19 protein-coding genes and 1 pseudogene are annotated in these 21,805 nt (G+C 44.2%); 15 read left to right on the top strand and 5 right to left on the bottom strand.

Annotated features, from left to right (window positions below):
* Positions 1 to 216: 216 nt before the first annotated feature.
* Positions 217 to 1,458: a helix-turn-helix domain-containing protein gene (locus tag FN782_RS13630; RefSeq protein WP_185956318.1), complete on the top strand. Its 1,242-nt coding sequence runs from the start codon at positions 217 to 219 to the stop codon at positions 1,456 to 1,458.
* 100 nt (positions 1,459 to 1,558) lie between these two features.
* On the opposite strand, the gene FN782_RS13635 is transcribed toward FN782_RS13630, so the two are convergent.
* Both FN782_RS13635 and FN782_RS13640 read right to left on the bottom strand, forming a co-directional pair.
* Positions 1,559 to 2,623, bottom strand: a complete 1,065-nt coding sequence (locus FN782_RS13635; RefSeq protein ID WP_142506361.1) for a TIGR04053 family radical SAM/SPASM domain-containing protein — start codon at positions 2,621 to 2,623, stop codon at positions 1,559 to 1,561.
* 203 nt (positions 2,624 to 2,826) lie between these two features.
* On the bottom strand, positions 2,827 to 3,792 hold the full coding sequence (locus FN782_RS13640) for an L-lactate dehydrogenase (protein WP_142506362.1): 966 nt from the start codon (positions 3,790 to 3,792) through the stop codon (positions 2,827 to 2,829).
* Between the two features lie 511 nt (positions 3,793 to 4,303).
* Between FN782_RS13640 and FN782_RS13645 the strand changes: the two genes are divergently transcribed.
* From FN782_RS13645 to FN782_RS13680, 8 genes and pseudogenes are all read left to right on the top strand, one after another.
* Positions 4,304 to 4,669: a hypothetical protein gene (locus FN782_RS13645; protein WP_185956319.1), complete on the top strand. Its 366-nt coding sequence runs from the start codon at positions 4,304 to 4,306 to the stop codon at positions 4,667 to 4,669.
* A 260-nt stretch (positions 4,670 to 4,929) separates the two neighbouring features.
* A complete protein-coding gene (locus FN782_RS13650) occupies positions 4,930 to 5,691 on the top strand; it encodes a phosphoadenylyl-sulfate reductase (RefSeq protein WP_142506364.1) in 762 nt (253 codons plus the stop codon).
* Positions 5,692 to 5,715: 24 nt separating this feature from the next.
* On the top strand, positions 5,716 to 6,882 hold the full coding sequence (gene sat / locus FN782_RS13655) for a sulfate adenylyltransferase (RefSeq protein ID WP_142506365.1): 1,167 nt from the start codon (positions 5,716 to 5,718) through the stop codon (positions 6,880 to 6,882).
* A 415-nt stretch (positions 6,883 to 7,297) separates the two neighbouring features.
* Positions 7,298 to 7,609 carry a PTS sugar transporter subunit IIB gene (locus tag FN782_RS13660; protein WP_142506366.1) on the top strand — a complete coding sequence of 104 codons (312 nt, stop codon included), beginning with the start codon at positions 7,298 to 7,300 and terminating at the stop codon, positions 7,607 to 7,609.
* A 25-nt stretch (positions 7,610 to 7,634) separates the two neighbouring features.
* Complete coding sequence (locus FN782_RS13665; RefSeq protein WP_142506367.1) at positions 7,635 to 8,915, top strand: PTS sugar transporter subunit IIC; 1,281 nt, start codon at positions 7,635 to 7,637, stop codon at positions 8,913 to 8,915.
* A 21-nt stretch (positions 8,916 to 8,936) separates the two neighbouring features.
* Entirely contained in the window at positions 8,937 to 10,265 is a 1,329-nt protein-coding gene (locus FN782_RS13670) for a 6-phospho-beta-glucosidase (RefSeq protein ID WP_185956320.1), read from the top strand.
* Positions 10,266 to 10,281: 16 nt separating this feature from the next.
* A complete protein-coding gene (locus tag FN782_RS13675; RefSeq protein ID WP_246064959.1) occupies positions 10,282 to 10,605 on the top strand; it encodes a PTS lactose/cellobiose transporter subunit IIA in 324 nt (107 codons plus the stop codon).
* A gap of 15 nt (positions 10,606 to 10,620) precedes the next feature.
* A pseudogene (locus tag FN782_RS13680) lies at positions 10,621 to 11,703 on the top strand (DUF871 domain-containing protein); the annotation flags it as partial.
* 157 nt (positions 11,704 to 11,860) lie between these two features.
* On the opposite strand, the gene FN782_RS13685 reads toward FN782_RS13680, so the two are convergent.
* The 3 genes from FN782_RS13685 to FN782_RS13695 all read right to left on the bottom strand — a co-directional run bounded on the left by FN782_RS13685 (position 11,861) and on the right by FN782_RS13695 (position 14,813).
* Positions 11,861 to 12,685, bottom strand: coding sequence for a phosphoenolpyruvate hydrolase family protein (locus FN782_RS13685; protein WP_425462717.1), 825 nt, complete (start codon positions 12,683 to 12,685; stop codon positions 11,861 to 11,863).
* 43 nt (positions 12,686 to 12,728) lie between these two features.
* Positions 12,729 to 13,934, bottom strand: a complete 1,206-nt coding sequence (locus FN782_RS13690) for a Tm-1-like ATP-binding domain-containing protein (RefSeq protein ID WP_142506370.1) — start codon at positions 13,932 to 13,934, stop codon at positions 12,729 to 12,731.
* Positions 13,935 to 14,045: 111 nt separating this feature from the next.
* Positions 14,046 to 14,813: a DUF3153 domain-containing protein gene (locus FN782_RS13695; RefSeq protein WP_185956321.1), complete on the bottom strand. Its 768-nt coding sequence runs from the start codon at positions 14,811 to 14,813 to the stop codon at positions 14,046 to 14,048.
* A 298-nt stretch (positions 14,814 to 15,111) separates the two neighbouring features.
* Between FN782_RS13695 and FN782_RS13700 the strand changes: the two genes are divergently transcribed.
* From FN782_RS13700 to FN782_RS13725, 6 genes are all read left to right on the top strand, one after another.
* Positions 15,112 to 17,250 (top strand): coiled-coil domain-containing protein, encoded by a 2,139-nt coding sequence (locus tag FN782_RS13700; RefSeq protein WP_142506372.1) that lies wholly within the window; start codon positions 15,112 to 15,114, stop codon positions 17,248 to 17,250.
* A 286-nt stretch (positions 17,251 to 17,536) separates the two neighbouring features.
* Positions 17,537 to 17,977: an NUDIX domain-containing protein gene (locus FN782_RS13705; RefSeq protein ID WP_142506373.1), complete on the top strand. Its 441-nt coding sequence runs from the start codon at positions 17,537 to 17,539 to the stop codon at positions 17,975 to 17,977.
* A 210-nt stretch (positions 17,978 to 18,187) separates the two neighbouring features.
* Complete coding sequence (locus FN782_RS13710; protein ID WP_142506374.1) at positions 18,188 to 18,505, top strand: antibiotic biosynthesis monooxygenase family protein; 318 nt, start codon at positions 18,188 to 18,190, stop codon at positions 18,503 to 18,505.
* A gap of 226 nt (positions 18,506 to 18,731) precedes the next feature.
* Positions 18,732 to 20,186 (top strand): RtcB family protein, encoded by a 1,455-nt coding sequence (locus tag FN782_RS13715; protein WP_246064961.1) that lies wholly within the window; start codon positions 18,732 to 18,734, stop codon positions 20,184 to 20,186.
* Positions 20,187 to 20,191: 5 nt separating this feature from the next.
* Positions 20,192 to 20,473, top strand: a complete 282-nt coding sequence (locus FN782_RS13720) for a DUF6881 domain-containing protein (protein ID WP_142506375.1) — start codon at positions 20,192 to 20,194, stop codon at positions 20,471 to 20,473.
* Between the two features lie 419 nt (positions 20,474 to 20,892).
* Positions 20,893 to 21,606, top strand: coding sequence for an MOSC domain-containing protein (locus FN782_RS13725; RefSeq protein ID WP_142506376.1), 714 nt, complete (start codon positions 20,893 to 20,895; stop codon positions 21,604 to 21,606).
* Positions 21,607 to 21,805: the final 199 nt, after the last annotated feature.

The raw sequence follows: 21,805 nt of genomic DNA on the forward strand, positions 1-21,805 counted from the left end.
TCTGAATCTCCTTTACATAAAAGTGAGCTCCCACAGAAACATTACCATAATTTATAATTATTTCAAATTTTTCGACAAAATATACCAAAATATTCCCTCTATATTCCATAATAAACCTCATAGAACAATAAAATCCTTATTCTAAAAAATATTTTGAAAAATGAATGGATATGCTAAAATATAATTGAATAATCTATGGAAAGGCAGGAATTATATGTGATCCAATACGACCCAATCAGTGTCGGGGAAGTTTTACGTAAAATTAGAAAGTCAAAGGGTTTGCGTCTGGGGGATTTGGCGGATGAGAATATCTCTACAGCTACATTAAGCAATATCGAGAGGGGGACATTAAGGGTAAAATACGAAAAAGTTGATTATATTATCAATAAACTTGGATTAACCATGCAAGAGTTGCCAGAATATATTGCAAAGGAACAAAAGAATCAGGAACATGTAAAATCTTTCTTAGGGATGGCAGAGTCTCTTGTTAATATGGGGTGTGAAGAAAGCGCATACAATATGGTAAAAAACATGGATGTCCAAGATGAAAGCTCTCATGCTTCCTTATTTTACTGGATTACAGGGTCTTACTATATGAGGAAAAAGAAATATGAAAAAGCAGAGGTTCATTTCCACAACGCAATACGCACATCCGCGAGGTCCCGATTTACATCTGATTCAAACATCGAAGCATATGCTTTCAAAGATCTGGGAAGATGTAGCTATTACCAAAATGACTTACAAAAAGCACTCTTGTTCACAGATAGTGGATTAGATGCTTACGACCCTGACGGAGAAAGGAATCACATAAAGTACATTCTTTTAAGAAACAAGTCAATATACTTGGAAAGGTTAGGACGCATAGCGGAGGCCTTTAAGATCGTTCAGGATGTTTGGTCCAACATACACAGAATAGACCACATTGAAACACTTGTATCTCTATACTGGTTAAAGTCCGAATTGCTTAGGAAGACAAGTTCATTCAAGGAATCCGTATACACTGCGCAAGAAGGAATCCACAAGGCCGGAGTTAACAAACTGAAAAGTTTCAGCACAAATCTTTGGGTAACGCTCGGCAGCAGTTATCGCTCTCTAAAAGAGCTGGAAAAAGCGGAGGTATGTTACGATATTGCAATGCGTCTTGCTGAAAGCACCGAAATGAGCAATCCCTATATAAGAGCATGTATCTCTGTTTCGTATCTATGCATGGATAGAAAAGACTGGGACAAAGCAGAAGTCCACTTGGGAAAAGCGATCGAAAAGGCTAAAGAGAATGAATGCCACTTTTACCTGATCGATGCATACATGGCATCCGGTATACTGTACAATCTCCAAGGGTTTAAAGACGAAGCAATAGCAAACTTCCGCCTAGCAATAAAAGTGGCTGATGAATATAACTATCCTCAAGTGCCTCTTCCTTTAAACATCCTCACATTATTGGACCTCAAAAGGAATTAAGCGAGCCGGAGAAATGTCCACGGTGACTCCTGTGGACCGTTTTTTACGGGGGAAATGTCCCGCAAAAAACCGCCCAATGATTATTGGGCGGATACTACCCTTATATGGAATTTTGTGCAACAGGAAGATATGTGCAAGTCGGGTCGCTTGCTAGAGGATCATCGGTCAAGGCATAAGCGCGTGCACGAGAACCTCCGCAGATCTTTCGATACTCGCAAACCCCACATTTCCCTTTTAATTGCTCCGAATCCCTCAAAGCTCGGAACATAGGATGTTGCCGATAAATCTCTGACAGTGGCTGCTTCCTTACATTTCCGCAATTGATGGGCAAAAATCCACTGGGATACACGTCACCGGTATGGGAAACAAATACGAAGCCATTACCGTCATTGACACCCTGCGTTGAACGTATACTTCCACCAGCACCGCGACTGCCCCTGGGGGTGGATGAAAGTACCCCTTTCTCGATCAGTACTCGCCGGTAGGGAGGAGCTGCTGTCGTCTTGATATCGAAAGAAGAACGGGTTGAGAGATCAGCAAGCCAATGATAGACGCTTTCGTGCTCCTCAGGGGAAATCATGTCTCCTTCTTTTCCCCGTCCCGTCGGAACTAAGAAAAATACTCCCCACAGCACGACTTCCATCGTTTCCATCATTTTTGCTAGATTGGACAAATCGGCCAGGTTGTACTTGCTGACCGTTGTATTGATTTGCAACGGCATGTCTAATTCTTGAAGATACTCGATGGATCGCAATGTGTGGTTATAAGAACCGCTCGTACCCCGAAACTGATCGTGAATCTCCGCAGTCGATCCATCCAGGCTGAATGCCCAGCGATCCAGACCCACTTCCTTTGCCTGACGCATCGCTTGGGGAGTTACTCGAGGCGTTGCACTGGGTGTAAGGGAGACATGCAGTCCCTGTTCCTTGGCATATGCTGCCAATTCAAACAGGTCCACGCGCATCAGTGGATCTCCTCCGGTAAAGACCAGAATCGGTGAACCCATCTCCCGAAGGCTATCAATCAGTTCTCTTCCTTCTTCTGTCGTCAGCTCCAGGGGATTTCTTCGGTACTGAGCCTCTGCTCGGCAGTGTAAACATTTCAAGGCACAAGCCCGTGTAACTTCCCAAATCACAATAAATGGATTTTGATCAAAATGACTCATTTTACATCCTCCCTTTTAAAGGGAACCTGTTTGACATTTTCAATACGTTATCTTCCTCTTTAGTATATCCGTTTATCTCCTTTCTGTTTGTGATTTAAATCACATGAACCAGGTTGAGCAATTCTTAAACACTTTATTCGATATAGGAGAGGAGGTCCAATGGGTTACGAACCCGTTGGACCTCCAGTTTCAAGTCAAACATATCATGTTTTTTGCGAGGGTAAAGCGCTATGAATCACTTCAGAGAGCACCGTTGCTGAATGTTGAAGCTTTTTAGTTTCGCTTTCATTTAGCTTTAATTCTATAACTTCCCGTATCCCGTTTTGGTTGATAACGGCAGGCAGTCCTATATAGACATCTTCCAGTCCGTATTCCCCTTGGGCTAGACAGGAGACCGTGTGAATGGAGTTCTCGTTTTCCAGTACGGCTTGGGTAAGACGGGCAAGACCCATGCCAATTCCGTAATAGGTGGCCCCTTTTGCCTGAATAATGTGGTAGGCAGCATCCCGGACCTGAATGAATAGATTATCCAGTTCCTGTTGTGACGGTCCTTTCCCATCTTTCAGATATTGCGCGATGGAACGACGGCCGATGTCCGTAAGACTCCAAACCGGTAGCTCTGTATCCCCATGTTCACCGATGATATAGGCGTGGACATTGCGCGTATCCACATGATAGGCCTGACCCAGAAGGTAGCGGAATCGGGCGGTATCCAAGATGGTACCGGTCCCAATCACTCGTTCTGACGGAAGCCCTGAGTATTTCCAAGTGACATAACTGAGGACATCAACCGGGTTAGTAGCGACCAGAAAGATTCCATTGAACCCGTTTTCCATCACTGAGTCAATGATGGATCGAAATATGCGGGCATTTTTTGCCACCAGGTCCAAACGGGTTTCCCCTGGACCCTGATTGGCCCCGGCGGTTAAGACAACTAAATCAGCATCTTTGCAGTCGGAGTAGTTCCCGACCCGGATGGTCATTGGAGTTCTTGCAAAGGGAAGGCCATGGTTAAGATCCATCGCATCCCCGATTGCTTTTTCCTCGTTAACATCCACCAGCACCAATTCATGACATAACCCTTGAATAAAACAGGCGTAGGCGTAACTGGAACCAACAAACCCCGTTCCAACAACAACGATACGCGAGACTTTTCTTGGTTGCGACATGATAGATCAGCCTTTCCCTATCGATTTGGATTGAAAAATCACGGCTAAAAGGAGCGCCAACCAGCCACCATAGGGGATAGTTTGTGAAATATTTCACAAAAAGGGGCGTGTACATCCTTCCCGATTGTAAACATCACATGGATCGATTGAGTGAATCAAAGCTTCTTACGGTTAAAATCAAGCAAGTGAACCTTTTGGATGAGACTGCTTCCTATTGAAAGTCCTACCCTTATATTACAAAAAACCACCCCGCCTCCAATTGAACAATTATTACAATTTATAGTACATCCAAAAGATTGGACATCTATTAACCAAGACCGTCAACCATTATCATTTCGAGTAAAATCTAGACTTGGGTAAATGGGGAGCAAAGGAATCATTTGTGACTTTCAGCACAACAACGTTTCCTGAAAAATGATAAGGTAAAGAACACAATCAACGAATGGTTGAGAAAGGGGCAAACATGTTGGTTCAAATCACTATATATTTCCATGTCCTTGGGGCTGTCGCAATGGGATTCTATCTTTTATTGCCTTTTTTTTTGCAGAAAGCGTTATTGCAAAATAGGTCCGTTCTTCATGTATTCTATTGGATGAACTTTATCTCCCAATGGGTTCTCGTCATTCAATTGTTGACCGGTGGTTACTTGTACATGCTAGGGGATTATTCCCTGATGTGGATCATTTCCGTTTCGGTCGTCTATACAGCGATCGGTGCATTTGGGGGATTATTCGGTTATCATATCCGAAAATTTCTTCAGTCTTCCAGTCCCTCCGCACTTGATCCATGGATGCGAAAAGTCCGCTTCCATGCGATCCTTACCACGGTCTCAATGCTAGTAATGATGATACTGATGCTATTTCCCTACGCAATCTAATTCTGTTCATATCAACCCAGAGTATCCGTTGAGTGAACTCCCATACCATAAAAGTGAGTGAAAAGAGAAGCTGAACGACTCAAGCCACGAAGGAAGTATCCTTGGAGTGTATGGTGTCGTCTCTTTCACTGGAAAAGCAGGAAACAGAATTTGCCAATCTTTCTGGGTTACTGTCCTGAAACGAAGAGTGGCTTTTTATGATAGTAACAGTGACCATCTATCGGGGTTTCGCATATGGAAAAAGAGGAGGAGGGAAAACGATGTCGGATCAATTAAAGGGCCGTTGCAGTACTTCAGAAGCCGAAGAGAAAGCGCTCATTCAAGAGGTTCAAAGGGCAGCGAAAGATTTGCGTGATGCCAACCCATGGGAGATCTTAATCTGGGCCTCAAAACGTTTTGGGAAATCAGTGACGATGGCATGCAGCTTCGGTTATGAAGATGTTGCTTTGGTTCATATGGTGTACCAACAAGGTTTGGATATGGATATTTTTTATCTGGATACCGATCTTCTGTTTCAAAAGACATATGAGACACGGGACCGGCTAAACAAAAAATATGGGATACATTTTATACAAGTCCGTTCCGCCTACAGTTTGGAGAAACAAGCCGAACTTTTGGGAAAAGAACTTTGGAAACGGGACCCCAATGCCTGTTGCCTTGTTCGAAAAGTGGAACCGTTGCGTCGCTTCTTGAAAGATTATACGGCCTGGTGTACAGGAATTCGCCGTGAACAGTCGCCAACCAGGGCAAATACGGAAGTTGTGGAGTGGGATACGCAGTTTCAGTTGGTTAAATTGAACCCGCTCGCCTTTTGGAAAGAAGATCACGTCTGGGATTATATCCACAAACATCGCATTCCCTATAATCCGATGCATGACAACCATTATCCCAGTATTGGATGCATTCCGTGCACCCGTCAGGTACAACCGGGGGAAGATCCTCGAGCCGGACGCTGGTCCGGAATGGAGAAAACGGAATGTGGGCTTCACCCCTCAAGGAAAAAGGAGACAGGAGATGCCTGAACCTTGAAATGGGAGGAGATGTGGATGGACTCTTTGCCCCATGGCGGAGTCTTGGTTAACCGAGTCTGTTCGATGGAAGAGAAAGACGAATGGTTTAAACGGGTGGAATCCCTTCCTTGTGTGACGATTTCCAAACGAACCCTTTCTGACCTGGAATGCATCGCTACGGGAGTTTTTTCTCCGTTGAAGGGATTTATGAATAAAGAAGACTACATCTCAGTCAGGGACCGGATGCGTTTGGCTGACGGGACAATATGGAGTCTTCCGATTACCCTTCCGGTTGAAAAAGATGCGGCTTCCGACATTTGGGAAGGGGATCGGGTAGCACTCAAGGGGGAAGATCATCGGGTTTATGCGGTGATGGAGGTTGAAAGTCTCTATCAGGTGAGTCTGGAACAAGAGGCGAAGGCTGTTTTTCAAACGGTGGACCCTAAACATCCAGGGGTGGCCCGGTTGCTGAAGACATCTCCGGTCTATGCGGGGGGACCGATCCATTTACTGCATCTTCCGGATCACGGGATTTTCTCAAAGGATTGGTTTCAGCCGAGCCAAACACGGGAGATTTTTCAAAACCGTGGCTGGAAAAAGGTTGTTGGATTTCAGACGCGCAATCCGGTTCACCGTGCCCATGAATATATTCAAAAGTCCGCACTGGAAACGGTGGATGGTCTGTTTCTCAATCCTTTGGTAGGGGAAACGAAGAAGGATGATATTCCTGCGGAGGTTCGGCTGGAAAGTTACCGAACGATCTTACATCACTATTACCCGAAAGAGCGTGTCTTTTTTGGGGTTTATCCGGCAGCCATGCGCTATGCCGGTCCCCGTGAGGCTGTTTTTCATGCTTTGGTGCGGAAAAACTACGGATGCACCCATTTTATTGTGGGCAGGGACCATGCAGGCGTCGGGGACTATTATGGAACCTATGATGCGCAAAGCATTTTTTCCCAGTTTCGGGAAGAGGAATTGGGAATCACTCCTCTGTTTTTTGAGCACAGCTTTTATTGTCGCCGCTGTGATGGTATGGCCTCTTTTAAGACTTGTCCACACTCTGGAGAGAATCATGTCACGCTTTCCGGAACCAAAGTCCGAGAGATGTTGAAACAGGGAATCACTCCTCCGCCAGAATTTTCCCGACCGGAAGTCGTGGAGGTTTTAATCCGGGGATTACAGCAGAAGGAGTGGAAGAATTGAGGTTCAGGACAAAGTGGTGAAGGGATGATTTCCGTTCCAAAGCATCTCTTTCCTCCAGAAAAGAAGTGAAAGGAGTCCGCTTTACCCTCTCCGGTCACAACCAGCGGACAAATTATCCGCTAAACGGTTGGGACTGGAGAGGGGTTCCACTGGGTTGTCGGAAAAGGACCTCCAGTTTGTCAGCAGTCCCGCCGGTTTAAATCCGGCATTTTTTAATAGAAAAATAATATTTATTATTTATAATTTTTAGAAAAAATGATTGCCAATGATGCTTCGTCCAGAATATAATGGATATGAATTCGTCTTTTTCCAGCTATCAAACGAACAGGTTGCAACGTTTTTCGTGAACTGCATCCTCATCTCGATGGGGGTGCAGTTCACAAATCTTAAGTATTGAACATCAGGAGGTTTAAGGATGAGAGTATTGTTTGTCTGCTCTGGTGGAATGTCTAGTGCCATTGTTGTTCAGGCTCTGAAAAAGGAAGCGCAAAAACAGGGACTGGATCTGGAAGTTATGGCAGTTGGAACGAGTGAAGTGGAGACAGAGTTGAAGAAGGGATGGGATCTGGTGTTGGTGGCTCCACAGGTGAAACACCGTTTGGAATCGATTCAAAAAATTGCGGATCGCTTTTCCGTTCCGTGTGATTCGATTCCGCCACAGGCGTATACCCCATTGGGAGGAGCATTATTGTTAAAGACAGTGAATGAACGGATGAAAGATAAATGATTGCAGATAAAGGAGTGTTGGTAAAGTGAACGGTTTTGTTTCCTTTTTGGAAAAAAATTTATCGGGACCTATGGCGAGGCTGTCGGAACAACGCCACCTTCGAGCGATCCGGGATGGCGTAATTTCTGCATTGCCGTTTATTATCGTGGGGAGTTTCTTTTTAATTCTCGCCTTTCCGCCGATTCCAAAGGAGACGTTTGTGGCACAGTGGGCCAATCAACATGTGAATGAAATTTTGATCCCCTATCGGTTAACGATGTTTATCATGTCTTTGTATATTGCTTTTGGAATCGGTTACAATCTGTCCAAAAGCTATGATTTGGACCCGTTATCTGGTGGTCAGGTGGCAGTGGCGTCCCTGTTGCTTACGATTGTACCCAAAGTGGTCGAAGAGGAATTTGTCCTTCCGATGACGAATTTGGGGGGACATGGATTGTTTGTAACGATGCTGGTCTCCATTCTTTCTGTAGAGGTTATGCGGTTTTGCAAAGAGAAAAATGTGACCATCAAAATGCCGGAACAGGTTCCCTCTTCGGTTTCTCGCTCGTTTGAGGCCCTGATTCCGGTGGCATTGGTGATTGCGCTCATGTCTGTCGTTACAGTGGTCCTCAACATTGATCTGCACCATGTGGTGGATCAGGTGGCTAGTCCCTTGGTAAAGGCGGGAGACAGTCTTTTTGGTGTCTTAATCCCGGTGTTTTTAATCACATTTTTTTGGTCTTTTGGAATTCATGGTGTATCTGTGGTGGGTACGGTGGCTCGTCCAGTATGGGAAGTCTATCTCGCAAAAAATGCAGAAGCAGTGGCAGATGGTTCTTCCCAGATTCCATATATTGCACCTGAGACCTTTTATCAGTGGTTTATCTGGATCGGTGGTTCTGGTGCAACGCTGGGCATGGTATTGGCTATGTTTCTGTTTTCAAAATCTAAATATTTAAAAACTTTATCCAAGACGTGTATTGTCCCAGGTGTATTCAACATTAATGAACCGATCGTATTTGGTGCACCCATTGTATTGAATCCTCTTCTGATCATTCCATTCGTCATCACTCCATTAATTACGGCAACCCTTTCATATATTGCAACAGCGGTCGGTTTGGTAACTCCCACCTATATTATGCCCCCTTGGACCTTGCCTGCTCCAATTGGCGCCTATCTGGCGACTGGAGGTGACTGGAGAGCGATTGTGCTGGTACTTATCAATATCCTCATTTCCTTCTTTATTTATCTGCCGTTTCTTAAAATGTACGATCGCAACATGATAGAGATGGAGAAAGAGGGAGAAGGGGATACAGAGATCGCTTGAGCCGATAAAGGGGGAACTGGTATGGCCAATCAAGGAATGAAAATCGCTGTGATCGGAGGGGGTTCCAGTTATACACCGGAACTGATTGAAGGCTTGATTCAACGCCATCATAATTGGGGTCCTCTGGAAGTATGGTTGATGGATATTGAGAAAGGGAGAGAGAAGCTGGAGATTGTGGGGGATTTGGCGAAGCGCATGGTGGCTAAAGCCAATGGGACCATCCAAATTCATCTCACCTGTGATCGCCGGGAGGCATTGGCAGGAGCTGACTTTGTTATTATTCAAATACGTGTCGGTTTATTGGAGGCACGGATCAAAGATGAATGCATTCCTCTCAAACACGGGATCATTGGTCAGGAAACCAACGGCGCCGGCGGGCTCATGAAAGGTTTGCGAACAATTCCGGTGGTTTTGGATATTGCTGACGAAGTGCAGGAGCTGTGTCCGGATGCCTGGCTCATCAATTTTACCAATCCTGCAGGAATGGTGACAGAAGCACTTTTGTGCTACGGTTCACATCATAAGGTGGTCGGGGTATGTAATGTTCCCGTTCATATGACAGCGACTGTAGCTGATATGCTGGGAGTGGACAAAGAGCGTATTCATATTCACTTTGCCGGTTTGAACCATTTGGTACACGGATTAAATATCTTTTTGGATGGGGAGGAGATTACGGAGGATCTCCTCCAAAGGTTGACAGATCCCGATCAGCAAATGACACTGCGCAACATTGATCCTCTGCCATGGCAACCGGAATTTATCACCTCGATGGGAGTTCTTCTATGCCCCTATCATCGCTATTATTATAAGACAAAGGAAATATTGGAAGAGGAACTGGTCCAATTTCAAAGCGGAACGACAAGAGGCAAAGTGGTAAAAGAAGTGGAAGAAGAACTGTTTTCGCTGTATCAAAATCCGGATTTAAATGAAAAACCATCACAGCTGGAAAAGCGGGGAGGTGCATACTACAGTGATGCCGCTTGCCAGTTGATTGATTCCATTTTCTGTAATCGGCAGACCATACAAACCCTGAACGTTCAGAACAATGGTGCCATCGCCGGAATTCCATACAGATCAGCTGTTGAGGTAAACTGTGTGGTGACAAAAAATGGCCCCAAACCATTGGCGGTGGGAGAGTTGCCGGTGGAAATCAATGGACTGGTTCAACAGATCAAATCGTTTGAGCGAGTGGCGGTGGAAGCGGCGGTGACCGGTTCCTACGAGAAAGCACTATTGGCGATGACGATTCATCCATTGGTACCGAGTGATCAAACAGCCAAAAGGGTGTTGGATGAATTGTTGGAAGCACATCATGAATATTTGCCTCATTTTTTTTCATCGCAACGCTGAATGGAGGAACTCTGATATGGATATGGAGCAATTGGAGTATGGGATCTTTGAAATCATTTCTTATGCAGGAAATGCTCGCTCTTTGGCCTATGAAGCATTGGAAGCAGCCGAAAACTTTACCTTTGATCAAGCGGAAGATTTAATTCAGCAGGCGGAAGAGGAATTGAGTCGTGCTCACCGGACGCAAACGGAATTCATTCAAGCGGAACTGAACGGTACACAACTGGAAAAGTCACTGTTGCTGATTCATGCACAGGATCATCTGATGACAGCGTTGTCAGAGCAGAAATTGATTGAACACATGATTCGGGTGATCAAAAAGTTAAAAGCGGAGAAATAAAAAGGAGGGGCTCTATTGAATCGATTGGGTATTTCCATCTATCCGGAACGTACTACTGTGGAAAAAGATCTGGAGTATATTGCGCTGGCTCATTACTATGGGTTTACCCGTATTTTTACCTGTCTTTTATCTGTGGAAGGGAGCCGACAGGAGATCCTGGATCGTTTTCAGGAGACCATTCGTTTTGCCAACGATCACAGAATGCAAGTAGTCGTCGATATTGCTCCCCGTGTCATGGAGCGGCTGGGTGTTTCCTATCAAGATCTATCCTTTTTTCATGATATGGGCGTTTATGGGGTTCGCTTGGATCTGGGATTCAGTGGGAAGGAAGAAGCGGAAATGACGATGAATCCCCATGGTTTGGCAATTGAAATCAATATGAGTGGAGGAACCAAATATTTGGAGAATATTTTAACCCATCGACTCAATAAGGATAACCTAATCGGTTCTCACAATTTCTATCCCCACCGTTACACCGGGTTGTCTGATTCCCATTTTTCAGATTGCAGTCGGGTGTTCAAGCAAAATGGGATTCGTACGGCTGCCTTTATCAACTCTCCATCCGCAACCTTTGGTCCATGGCCAGTGACAGAGGGATTGTGTACATTGGAGAAGCATCGCGAACTGCCGATCCAGGTGCAGGCCAAGCATCTTTTTATGACCGGTCTGATCGATGATGTGATTATTGCGAATGCATATGCATCAGAGGAAGAGCTGAAAACTTTGAGCCGGCTGGACCCTCGTTTGCCTACCTTTGAAGTGGAGTTGTATGAAACGGCTACGGAATTGGAGAGGGACATTGTATTGAAGGAGTCTCATTTCTATCGGGGAGACGTTTCTGATTATGTGATCCGATCCACTCAAAGCCGGGTAAAGTATAGGCAGGAATCATTTCCACCCACAAACACACCTCCCATTCGTCGGGGAGATCTGTTAATCGATAACGAACAGTATGGTCAGTATAAAGGAGAACTTCAAATTGCCCTTCAGGATATGGAAAACAGTGGAAAAACCAATGTGGTGGGTCGAATTGTAGAAGATGAGACCTTTTTATTGGACCATCTGCAACCTTGGTCCTCCTTTGCGTTTGTTCTCAAAGGGCAATTGGTCAGTGATGGAGCCTATTTTTTCAAGCAAAAACCCCCAGCTCCAGCTGAGGGGTAAAACGGATAAAGAAGCAATCCACATAATTGATTATCAAAAATCAACTTTCCTAAGTAACGTTGTCCTTCACTCCCTGTGATCAGGGAGTTTTTTATGAAATGTTGGCGGATTTAAACTGGCGGACTTGAGACTGAATCGCTTGTTCTACGGGAAGACGCTCAATACTGGATGCTCCAAAAAAGCCAACGACTCCTTTGGTGGATTCATAGATCGCTTGAGCATCTTCGGGTTCTGCAATGGGACCGCCGTGACAAAGCACCAATATGTCCGGATTCACCTTTTTGGCTGCATCATGCATAGCTTGCACGCGATGAGCGGCTTCTTCCAGGGTAATGGCAGTTTCTGCTCCGATCGATCCTTTTGTGGTCAGACCCATATGGGGAACCAGCACATCTGCTCCGGCTTCCGCCATAGCTGTTGCCTCATCTTCATTAAATACATAGGGACACGTTAACATGTCACGTTCCGCAGCGAGACGGATCATCTCCACTTCCTGATCAAATCCCATCCCTGTCTCTTCCAGGTTTTGGCGAAACACTCCATCGATCAGTCCCACCGTGGGGAAGTTTTGGACACCATCAAAACCGAGTTCTTTCAATTGATCCAGAAAAACATCCATTCGGCGGAACGGGTCTGTTCCGCACACTCCAGCCAGTACGGGAGTGTCTTGAATGACGGGAAGTACTTCGGAAGCCATATCCTTTACAATGGCGTTGGCGTCTCCATAGGGTAACAATCCAGCCAGAGAGCCTCTTCCAGCCATACGGTAGCGTCCTGAATTATAAATGATAATTAAGTCGGCTCCTCCTGCTTCCGCAAATTTGGCAGATAACCCAGTTCCGGCTCCGCAACCGATGATGGGAGAACCGCTCTTTACAGTCTGACGAAGGCGCTCAATCGCTTCTTTTCTTGTGATAAATGGCAAGTGAATCCCCTCTTTTCGTTTAGTGTACAAAGGATCAGTCCATGATCTCCAATAGCTTTTCTGAGGCTGCTTTTGCAAACTGAGGGTCATTAATATTACAATCCAACTCGTAAACAGGGATGTCCTTTCGTATATGATGACGAATGGCGTCAAAGAGTGCAGCATCTGCATCCGGCCACCAGAATTCCTTGTCAGGTGCATCCAGAGCTGATATTCCCTGCAACGGAAGGAATACGGCTACCGGTCCACAGGAGCGATTCACCTTTTGGGCCAGAATACGTCCCAGATTTGCATTTTCTTCGGGAGTGGTGCGGATTAAGGAAACATTGGGATTCCATTGATAAATGATCCGGTCGCGCAATGACTCCGGGATTGTGTTCATTCCCCAAAAGTTGGCCATATCCAAGCAACCGGGAGCGACGACTTGAGGAACCCCTAATTTGGCTGCGGCATCCATTCGTGTGGGACCGGCAGACAATACTCCTCCGACCAGCTCATCAGCCAGTTCTGTGGTGGTTAAATCCAGCACACCATTGATATATCCTTTTTGTACAATTGCTTCCATGGTTTGGCCACCGGTGCCGGTAGCGTGGAAGATAAGCATTTCAAACCCTTTCGCTTCCAAGTGTTCTTTACATTGGTTAATGGCTGTTGTTGTGTTGCCAAACATGGATGCGGTAATCAATGGCTTTCCGTCAAACATAGGTGGAGTCGTTTCCAGCATGCCACACAGGGTACCGACAGCATTTGCATAAATTTGGGCGCTAAAACGATTGACACCGGATACATCCAGAATAGCAGGAAACATGACTACATCACTGTTTTGTACATAAGGTTGTGTATCTCCGGACGCAACCGTACTTACCATAACTTTTGGAACGCCTAACGGAAGCGAGCGCAGAGCAGCGGTTCCAATAATGGTTCCGTTGGACCCTCCCATGGAAAAACCGGCATCAATCTTTCCATCATTAAACAAAGATCGAACAATTTCAGCCACACCCTTGGTCATTAACATCATGGCCAGGGATTTGTCTCCTTTTTCACGGAGTTCATGAAGTGTGACTCCGCTGGCTTTTGCGACTTCGTCTGAGGAGATATCCGGTTCAATCATTGGTTCGCCCATGATTCCGGTATCAATTAAAAGTGTTTGATATCCTCTGGATTCAAACTGTTCTTTTACAAATTCATAGTCTTTTCCTTTGGTGTCTAATGCGCCGATCAAAGCAATTGTCTTTTTCATAATACCCTCTCTCTGTTATTGTATTTGTAATAAAGATAACGAAATCACAGATATAAAAGATTCGGTCTATTCCTTATGACAAGGAAAAATACACAGACTTTTAATAAATAATCAGGCAGCCTGCGATGCTGATTTCCGTTTTCGACGGTTGCGAATGATCAGCCATACGACGAATCCGATGAGGAACAGCACCGTAACAATGATGATAGGCACCCAGAAGACTGGATTGGGGATCTTAATGGATAATTGAATGGGATTTTTCTTTCCGGGCTCCATATTCCAGGTAAGTGTTTTACCGTCGTCGGATACATGATCAGCATTATGTGAATCAGGCTCGATTGGCAAGGTTAGCAAAAAGCGAAGCTTTACCTGATCCATAAAGGCTTCAGCCATTGGGTTATCGGATGAAACATCACTGAGATCCGCTTCCATGTCAACATTGGCACGAATAAACAGCAGTCCGGTGTTCACCTTGACCTGCTCGCTGTTTAAATCAGAAAGGAATAAGGGTGTACCTAATCCTACACCTGTGATGGGATCAGTGGATGCAACCGGTTTCGGTTGTATCAGAGTGGACAGATGATCCTGCATCCTTTTTCCTGGTGGCTCATCTATTACGTTGGCCACCTCTTTTTTGGCGATCCACCCTGTTTTTCCATCTTCTGTTATCGTCTTGATCTTGTATCCGTCATCTTGCAAACTCTTTTTCAGGTCTTTCAGTTCTTCCAGCACAAGTTTGTTTGTCAAGATTTTCATTTCATAGACACCGGAACCGTCCATGTTGACTTTCACATGATAATCTGCGTTGACACAACCGGACAGAACGATTGTCATCATGAATATCAATATCAAACCTATAACTTTGTTCCTGCTATGCAAACAAATCCCTCCTTTCGTTTTATCTATCTTTTTAGTATAGAGGATGTAAAGAAAGATGTCATTTTGTAATCGTTTTTTCATAAAACGTAGTGTTTGGATGAGAAGATAGAACAGGAAACAGGGAGAATCTTAACACTCTGACAGAAGAGAAGGTAAAAGAAAGATCTCCAACATATATATGCGATTTATAGGAATTATGGAGGTTACCTGTTGAGGTATAATTATGCTATAAAGTAATTGTTTCAGGATCAATCCCTTGATATGATAATGCTTTTTTTCAATAGAGGAGGATCATAGAATGAACGTTCATGGAGAAAACAGTTGGGATACACAGCGAGTCATTCAAAATTACAGAAATAAAATTCGCCATTTGAATCAAGTTATAGAGCAGATGATGGAAAAAGAACAAAAATATCAATTCTCACTAAATGAGAAGGACCAAATTATCCAGCAGTTAGCAAATCAACAGCAGAAAGATCGAGAACAGCTTAAAAAATGGGAAAGCAGTTATGAACAGTGGCAATGGAGTTCAGATCGAGAACATGCAAGGATTGATCAGGAGAAGGCTTTACAAATGCTCCGAAAAGATCTTCGGATCAGTAAAGAACAAGTCAATCAGATTCGCAGGCAACAGGAGAGAGATCGAAAATTACGCAAACAGTTGGAGTCAGAACTTCAGGAAAAAACCAACCGTTTGAAAGAAAAAGAAGAGATGGAATACAAACTTCAACAGAAGTTGGAAGAGGGACGCCAGTATCTTAATCGATTGCAGGAAAAATATCATGCTGCGTTAATGGAAAAGGAAAAAGAGCTGCAAAATTGGAAAGATAAATATTCTGAAGCAGAAAGTTTATTTCAGAAAAATATGGATGACTTGAAACAAGAGCAATTTGCTTATCAGGAGCAGGAAAAAAAGTTACGGTCTCAGCTTGAAGAGAGCATGAGCAAGCGAGAGGAACAAGAAAAAGCGTATCGGAATGCTTTGTCGGAAAAGGAAAAGGAACTGCAAGAGGCACGAAAAGAACAAGAAACCTTGCAGAATCAATTGGAAGAAAGTTTACGTAAACTGCAAAGGCACCAGGAAGCGTACCAAGAGACTCTGTTAGCGAAGGAACAGGAGATGCAAAGGGAATGGGAACAAAAAGAAGCGTTGCGTGCACAGTTGGAAGAGAGTATACGTAAACGGGAGAAGGAGGAAGCTTCGTACCAGGAGAATTTGTCTGCGAAGGAACAGGAGTTGCAGGAAGCACAAGAAGAACAGGAAACCTTGCGTGAGCAGCTGGAAGAAAAGATATATAACTGGGAAAAACGGGAGAATTGGTATCAGCAGCGCTTGTCTGTACAGGAGCAGGAATTGCAGAAAGTGCAGGAACAGCGGGATTCCTTGCGTACGCAATTGCAAAAAAGCATACGTAAGTGGGAAGAGCAGGAGTCTTCGTATCAGGAGAGCTTGTCGGCGAAAGAACGGGAGTTGCAAGAAGCACAGAAACAGCAGGAACTCTTGCATGAGCAATTGGAAGAAAGAATACATAAATTGGAAAAACAGGAAGCTTCATACCAGGAGAATTTGTCCGCAAAGGAACAGAAGTTGCAGGAAGTACAGAGACAGCAGGAACTTTTGCATGAGCAATTGGAAGAAAGCATACGAAAGCGGAAACAGCAGGAGTCTTCATTTCAAGAGAGTTTGTCGGCGAAGGAACGCGAGTTGCAGGAAGCACGAGAAGAACAGAAAACCTTGCATGAACAATTGAACGAGAGCAAGCATCAACTGCAAAATTACCAGGAATCATATCAGGAAGCTCTGTATGCCAAGGAACAAGAATTGCAGAGAGAATGGGAACAAAAGGAAGCATTGCGTGTACAATTGGAAGAGAGTATGCAGAAGCGAGAGAAGCAAGAAGCTTCCTACCAGGAAACGTTATCCAAAAAGGAGCAGGAATTGCAGAGAGCGAGGGAAGAACTGAAGGCATTAAATAGACAATTACAACAAAAAACGAGCAAGCAGGAGAAAGAGGAAGCTTCATACCAAGAGGCTTTATTCGCGAAAGAACAAGAGTTGCAGGAAGCGAGAGAAAAGCAGGAATCTTTGTGTTCACAGTTAGAGGAAACCATGCGTGAACTTAGAAAGCATCAGAAAGCCTTTCAGGAAAATTTGTCAATGAAGGACAAAGAGCTGCAAACACAGCGACAGCAGAAAGAAGAAATGTGGACTCAGCTGGAAGAAAACTCTCGTGAACTCAGAAAGCATCAAGAAGCATTCCAAAGAGCACTGTTAGTAAAGGAAAAGGAATTAAAGGACCTGAGAGAACAATTGGCAGAAAAAGAACAACATCTCAGCGAACTAAAACACCAATTGGAAATCTGTTGGAAAAAGATAAACAGAAGAAGTCAGGAAGTATCAAAAGGGTCACTTCTGTGGAGTGATCAAAGGGAATAAAAAATGTGGCTGATACAGAATTTGAATAATGATCTCATTTCGATCGTTTGTGTCGATCAACCAAAAGTCTGTGAATCCTCTGTGAGCTTTTTATGAGATAGGGGATATCACAGACTTTTGATGGCTTTAAGATATGGAAGAAAAAAGGATGTACAAGGCTGATATGCATGATAACACATGAATGTCAACGGAAGATAAATTCACATGATATTCGGGTCAATTTCGTATGATCAAAGCGTGTAAAATGATGTTCAGAAGGTTTTATTTTTGAGGGAGGTTTTATGGTGTGGAGAGAATCGATGAATTAAAAGCAGGTGTTGCCGTTATTATTTTAAATGATGAAAATCAGGTTTTACTGCAGAAAAGAGCTGATGTAGGATTATGGGGGATTCCTTCAGGACATGTAGAAATCGGAGAAACCGTCTCTGAAGCAGCGATTAGGGAGGTCAAAGAGGAAACCAATTTAGATATAAGGATTAAAAAGCTGATTGGGGTATACTCCAATCCAGACTCTCAGGTATTTGTGTACCCTAATGGTAAAACCGTTCATTTTATCACAACCTGTTTTCTTGCTGAAATTACAGGTGGACAGCTAAGGTGTAATTCAGATGAATCACTTGAAATAAAGTTTTTTGGACAACAAAACTTACCGAAAGACCTGCTGAAAATGCATCCTCGATGGTTAAAGGATGCACTTGCAGAAAGAGAGATGGCATTTATTCGTTAAAGTGGCTTCTGTAATGGTATTGCGAAACGATTACAATGCTTGGACATCGATCCAAGCACTTTTTTATGCATGGTGATCCAATCCGTCAATAAACATTGAACCGTAAAGAGATACGGATATCTAAAAAGAGCAGACACTCATACATTGACAATGATAATTGTTCTCATTATAATATAAATCAGAAAATCCCGCCTGAAGGAGATATAAATATTGTTTATTGAAACGATCACGATTCACGTAACAGAAGGATCATCCGAAAAAATAGTTGAGCGTTTCAGCCAGGAAGGGCCATTGGAAAAGGCAGAAGGTTTTATCGATATGAGTATCTTGGTCAAAGATCAAAGAAGAGGGGATGAGGAGGTAATCATCCTCATTCGTTGGGAATCCAAAGAAGCGTGGAAAAACTGGGAGAAAAGTGAACCTCATCTTGAGATGCACCGAAAGAGCAGAGGGAAGCCGAAACCTGAATATGTGATCAATCGTCAGCATCATGTGTATGAAGTGAAAGCGACAAAGACGGGAAGGTAAAGTGGAGCATCTGTCTCCCCATGGCTAATAAAATGATACCTCTGATTGAATGAATGTTTATTATGGTATGAACATGTAAGTGATCAAAAGTCTGTGATTTCTCCGAATTTTTTAGTAAGATGGAGAAGTCACAGACTTTTGTTTCATCTTTTTAAGAAACTTCTTCAAAGGTGAAGGATAAAAAAATGTACGGAACAGGAAGTTTGAGGAGATGGAGATTGATCTGATGGAAACAAGAAAGGAAAAAAGGGAAATGTATATCGATCATGGACACAACCATAAAGAACTGAAACTAAGAAACGGAACCCTTCATGTTTTTGCCAATGATGAGGTGTTTAATAACCTGGATGCCAAAGTTTATGAAATGGCAGATAATAATTTGATGATTCCACGAGCGGTTCATATGAGTTATACACCGGACGCCCATGTTGGCATCGGAACCTGTATTGGAACGACTGCGGTTTGGGAGATGAAAGATGGTTTTGTTTCTCCGTCCATTGTAGGCTCGGATATCGGCTGTGGAATGCGGGTTCACCTCACTCCGCTGTCCAAGGATGACATTCAGGATAAAAAGATTCGCCGGGAGCTGATTCAGGCTGTAGAAAAAGTGGTGCCGGTCAATGAGCGATCCGCTTCCCATTACGGCGATATCGATATGGAAAAAGTGGTGACCAGCGGCATCAAGGGATTGCCCAATAAATATATCCCGGACGCATATACGCCCAGTAAAAAGCGCTCCCTTACCCATGTTGAAAATGCCACCTTTACCTTTGACACAGATTATTTACAACATATTCATCCCAAACAATGGTCCCGCGGGAAAAAGCAAATCGGCACACTGGGAGGCGGGAATCATTTTATAGAAATCCAGGTTGTGGAGGTGGACGAGGGGCATCGGGATCTTGCCAAGCGATGGGGGTTGATCGACGGTCAGGTAGTCGTTATGATCCACTCCGGCTCACGGGCCTGGGGTGCACTGATGGGTCGGGATTACAAGAAAGATTTTCAGAGGTTGATGCATAAATGGGGGGTTGGAACGTCAGATCCCAATCTAGTTTTTGCCCCCATTGAGACTGATGAGGGAATGCGATACCTGAACCTGATGTATTCTGCACTCAATTATGCCGTTACCAACCGTCATATGCTGGCCTACGGAGTTCAGGAAGGCTTTAAGGACGTTTTCGGTTCCGACTTTGAAATGCCGGTTCTCTATGATTTAATGCACAACTACGCTCTTAAGGAACCTCACCGGAACCGTTCCATGCTTGTCCATCGAAAAGGGACCACCCGTGCATTGCCACCTGGCCATTTTCTGAATGCCGCTCCATATAAAGAGACCGGACACCCGGTTTTGATTCCAGGCTCCATGGGTACAGCCAGTTATATTCTTGTGGGAAGAGAAGAGGGAGTCAAGAACTTTTACTCCGTCTGTCACGGCGCGGGAAGAATCCGTTCTCGACGGGCTACGAAACAAGCGGTAACAGTAGATGAGTTTGCTTCTTCCATGAAGGTGGGGACTGATGAGGAAATTTTGGTAAATCATCGCACATTGGAGCGCATTCTGGATGAATGTCCACAGGCTTATAAAGACGTGGACCATATTATTGACTCGGTGGTTGGAGCCAATCTCGCTTCCGTTGTCGCTCGTTGTCGTCCCATGGCTGTTATTAAAGGGGTATAATAGGAATGAATATGCGCTATATCCTTTGCCATTGGATTCAAGAAGATTTGGATGAACCGGTCAAGATCTACTCAGAGGTGGATGAAGAGGGACATGAGTTAAGAAAAGTAGAGGTATATCGTGATGGTACAGCTGATTACGCTACGCAGGAAGTTGCCGTGGGTCAAGCTGGATTGGCATTGATTCTGTTTCCGTCTATAGAGGAGATCAACATGGATTCAGAAACCGTTGCAGAAGAAATCTCACCCGCCGAGTTCAAAAATATATGGAAAAAATACGTAGGATAACTGTGGGGCCATCTTTAGCGGGAAGGTGCTTGGGTATATAACTCCATAAAATAGCTGGTATTATTTGTACACAGTTGCTTAATCAAAGCATCCGCCTCTTCAAGACAGAAGATGAAGGTTCCAATCCTTCCCACAGTCCACGGACACCCTCCAATTTGCAGTAAGCGAATGGGAGGGTTTCTATATGAAAGTTAGAAGTTGTTGGATCATTTGAAAAACCGTTTATATCATCAAATGATACGGATAAAGATTGTTTTGATTACATAACGAATCTAGTATGTTAAATCGTTATCCATCCGTTCAAAGCCTTGCAGGTCGTACCTCACACTAAAAATGTACAATCTGCTGATCGGTTCCAAATGTCCTATTGCCACGGTTTTATTTGCTTTAACCTCAAATAGGAAAGGTGAAGTGTGAATATGATGAAACCTATTGGAAGCGTGAAAAAATTGTGGTCTTATCCGGTGAAATCCTTGTTGGGACAAACACAGAGCGAAGTCATGATTGAACCCAGAGGGGTTGTCGGTGATCGTCGCTATGCCATTAGGGATGTTAATGGCAAGTTGGGGAGCGGTAAGACAACCAAACGCTTTCAAAGGATTGCGGGTTTGTTTGAGCTACAGGCACATGTTGATGGTGACCAACCGGTAATCACTTTTCCTGATGGGGAATCGATCCGTGAAGGTGATCCCAACATGGATCTCCGTTTAAGCGATTTTTTGGGTCAAAAGGTGACACTGGTGAAAGAGCAAGACCGTTCCCATTTTGATGAGGCTCCGATTCATATGATCACTACTGCGGCAATGAAGTGGTTAAAAACGGAGTTACCTTCTTCAGTGATCGATGAGCGCCGCTTTCGGCCCAATATTGTCATTCAAACGAATGGCGATCAACCGGTGGAGCATTACTGGGTGGGACAAAGGGTGCATCTGGGTGAAGTGGTACTGGAAGTGATCGGTTTGACAAAACGTTGTGTCATGACCACAATGCAACAACCCCAATTACCACGGGACCCGGCTGTTCTGAAACAGATCAGTCAAGGAGCCGATGCAAACTTGGGCGTTTATGCCAAGGTTCTGAAACCGGGCAAATTGTGTACAGGAGATCATGTTGAGATCGCAGAACGCTTTTAGATAGATTGTTTTTCTCTTTGCAATTTTTCATCTGATTCGATATGATGGAAAAAACAATGGAAAGGAGGGAAATGACCTTGCGCAACGGAATATGCCTTTGCTGGTTTGGAATGGTTGTTGTAAATATCATCCATGTTTTTGCCGCACACGGGGTACGTATGCCCTTTTTCAGCCATTCGCATATTCCAGAAACCGCGTA

Origin of the sequence: Melghirimyces algeriensis, assembly GCF_900182565.1 — a bacterium.
GTDB classification, from domain to species: Bacteria; Bacillota; Bacilli; order Thermoactinomycetales; family DSM-45169; genus Melghirimyces; species Melghirimyces algeriensis.

Coding starts and splice junctions, on each gene's coding strand:
- FN782_RS13640 (WP_142506362.1), bottom strand. CDS start 3,792: ATGTCGCAACCAAGAAAAGTCTCGCGTATCGTTGTTGTTGGAACGGGG.
- FN782_RS13725 (WP_142506376.1), top strand. CDS start 20,893: ATGATGAAACCTATTGGAAGCGTGAAAAAATTGTGGTCTTATCCGGTG.
- FN782_RS13690 (WP_142506370.1), bottom strand. CDS start 13,934: ATGAAAAAGACAATTGCTTTGATCGGCGCATTAGACACCAAAGGAAAA.
- FN782_RS13715 (WP_246064961.1), top strand. CDS start 18,732: ATGGAAACAAGAAAGGAAAAAAGGGAAATGTATATCGATCATGGACAC.
- sat (WP_142506365.1), top strand. CDS start 5,716: ATGGACTCTTTGCCCCATGGCGGAGTCTTGGTTAACCGAGTCTGTTCG.
- FN782_RS13670 (WP_185956320.1), top strand. CDS start 8,937: ATGGCCAATCAAGGAATGAAAATCGCTGTGATCGGAGGGGGTTCCAGT.
- FN782_RS13650 (WP_142506364.1), top strand. CDS start 4,930: ATGTCGGATCAATTAAAGGGCCGTTGCAGTACTTCAGAAGCCGAAGAG.
- FN782_RS13720 (WP_142506375.1), top strand. CDS start 20,192: ATGAATATGCGCTATATCCTTTGCCATTGGATTCAAGAAGATTTGGAT.
- FN782_RS13675 (WP_246064959.1), top strand. CDS start 10,282: ATGGATATGGAGCAATTGGAGTATGGGATCTTTGAAATCATTTCTTAT.
- FN782_RS13660 (WP_142506366.1), top strand. CDS start 7,298: ATGAGAGTATTGTTTGTCTGCTCTGGTGGAATGTCTAGTGCCATTGTT.
- FN782_RS13700 (WP_142506372.1), top strand. CDS start 15,112: ATGAACGTTCATGGAGAAAACAGTTGGGATACACAGCGAGTCATTCAA.
- FN782_RS13645 (WP_185956319.1), top strand. CDS start 4,304: ATGGGATTCTATCTTTTATTGCCTTTTTTTTTGCAGAAAGCGTTATTG.
- FN782_RS13635 (WP_142506361.1), bottom strand. CDS start 2,623: ATGAGTCATTTTGATCAAAATCCATTTATTGTGATTTGGGAAGTTACA.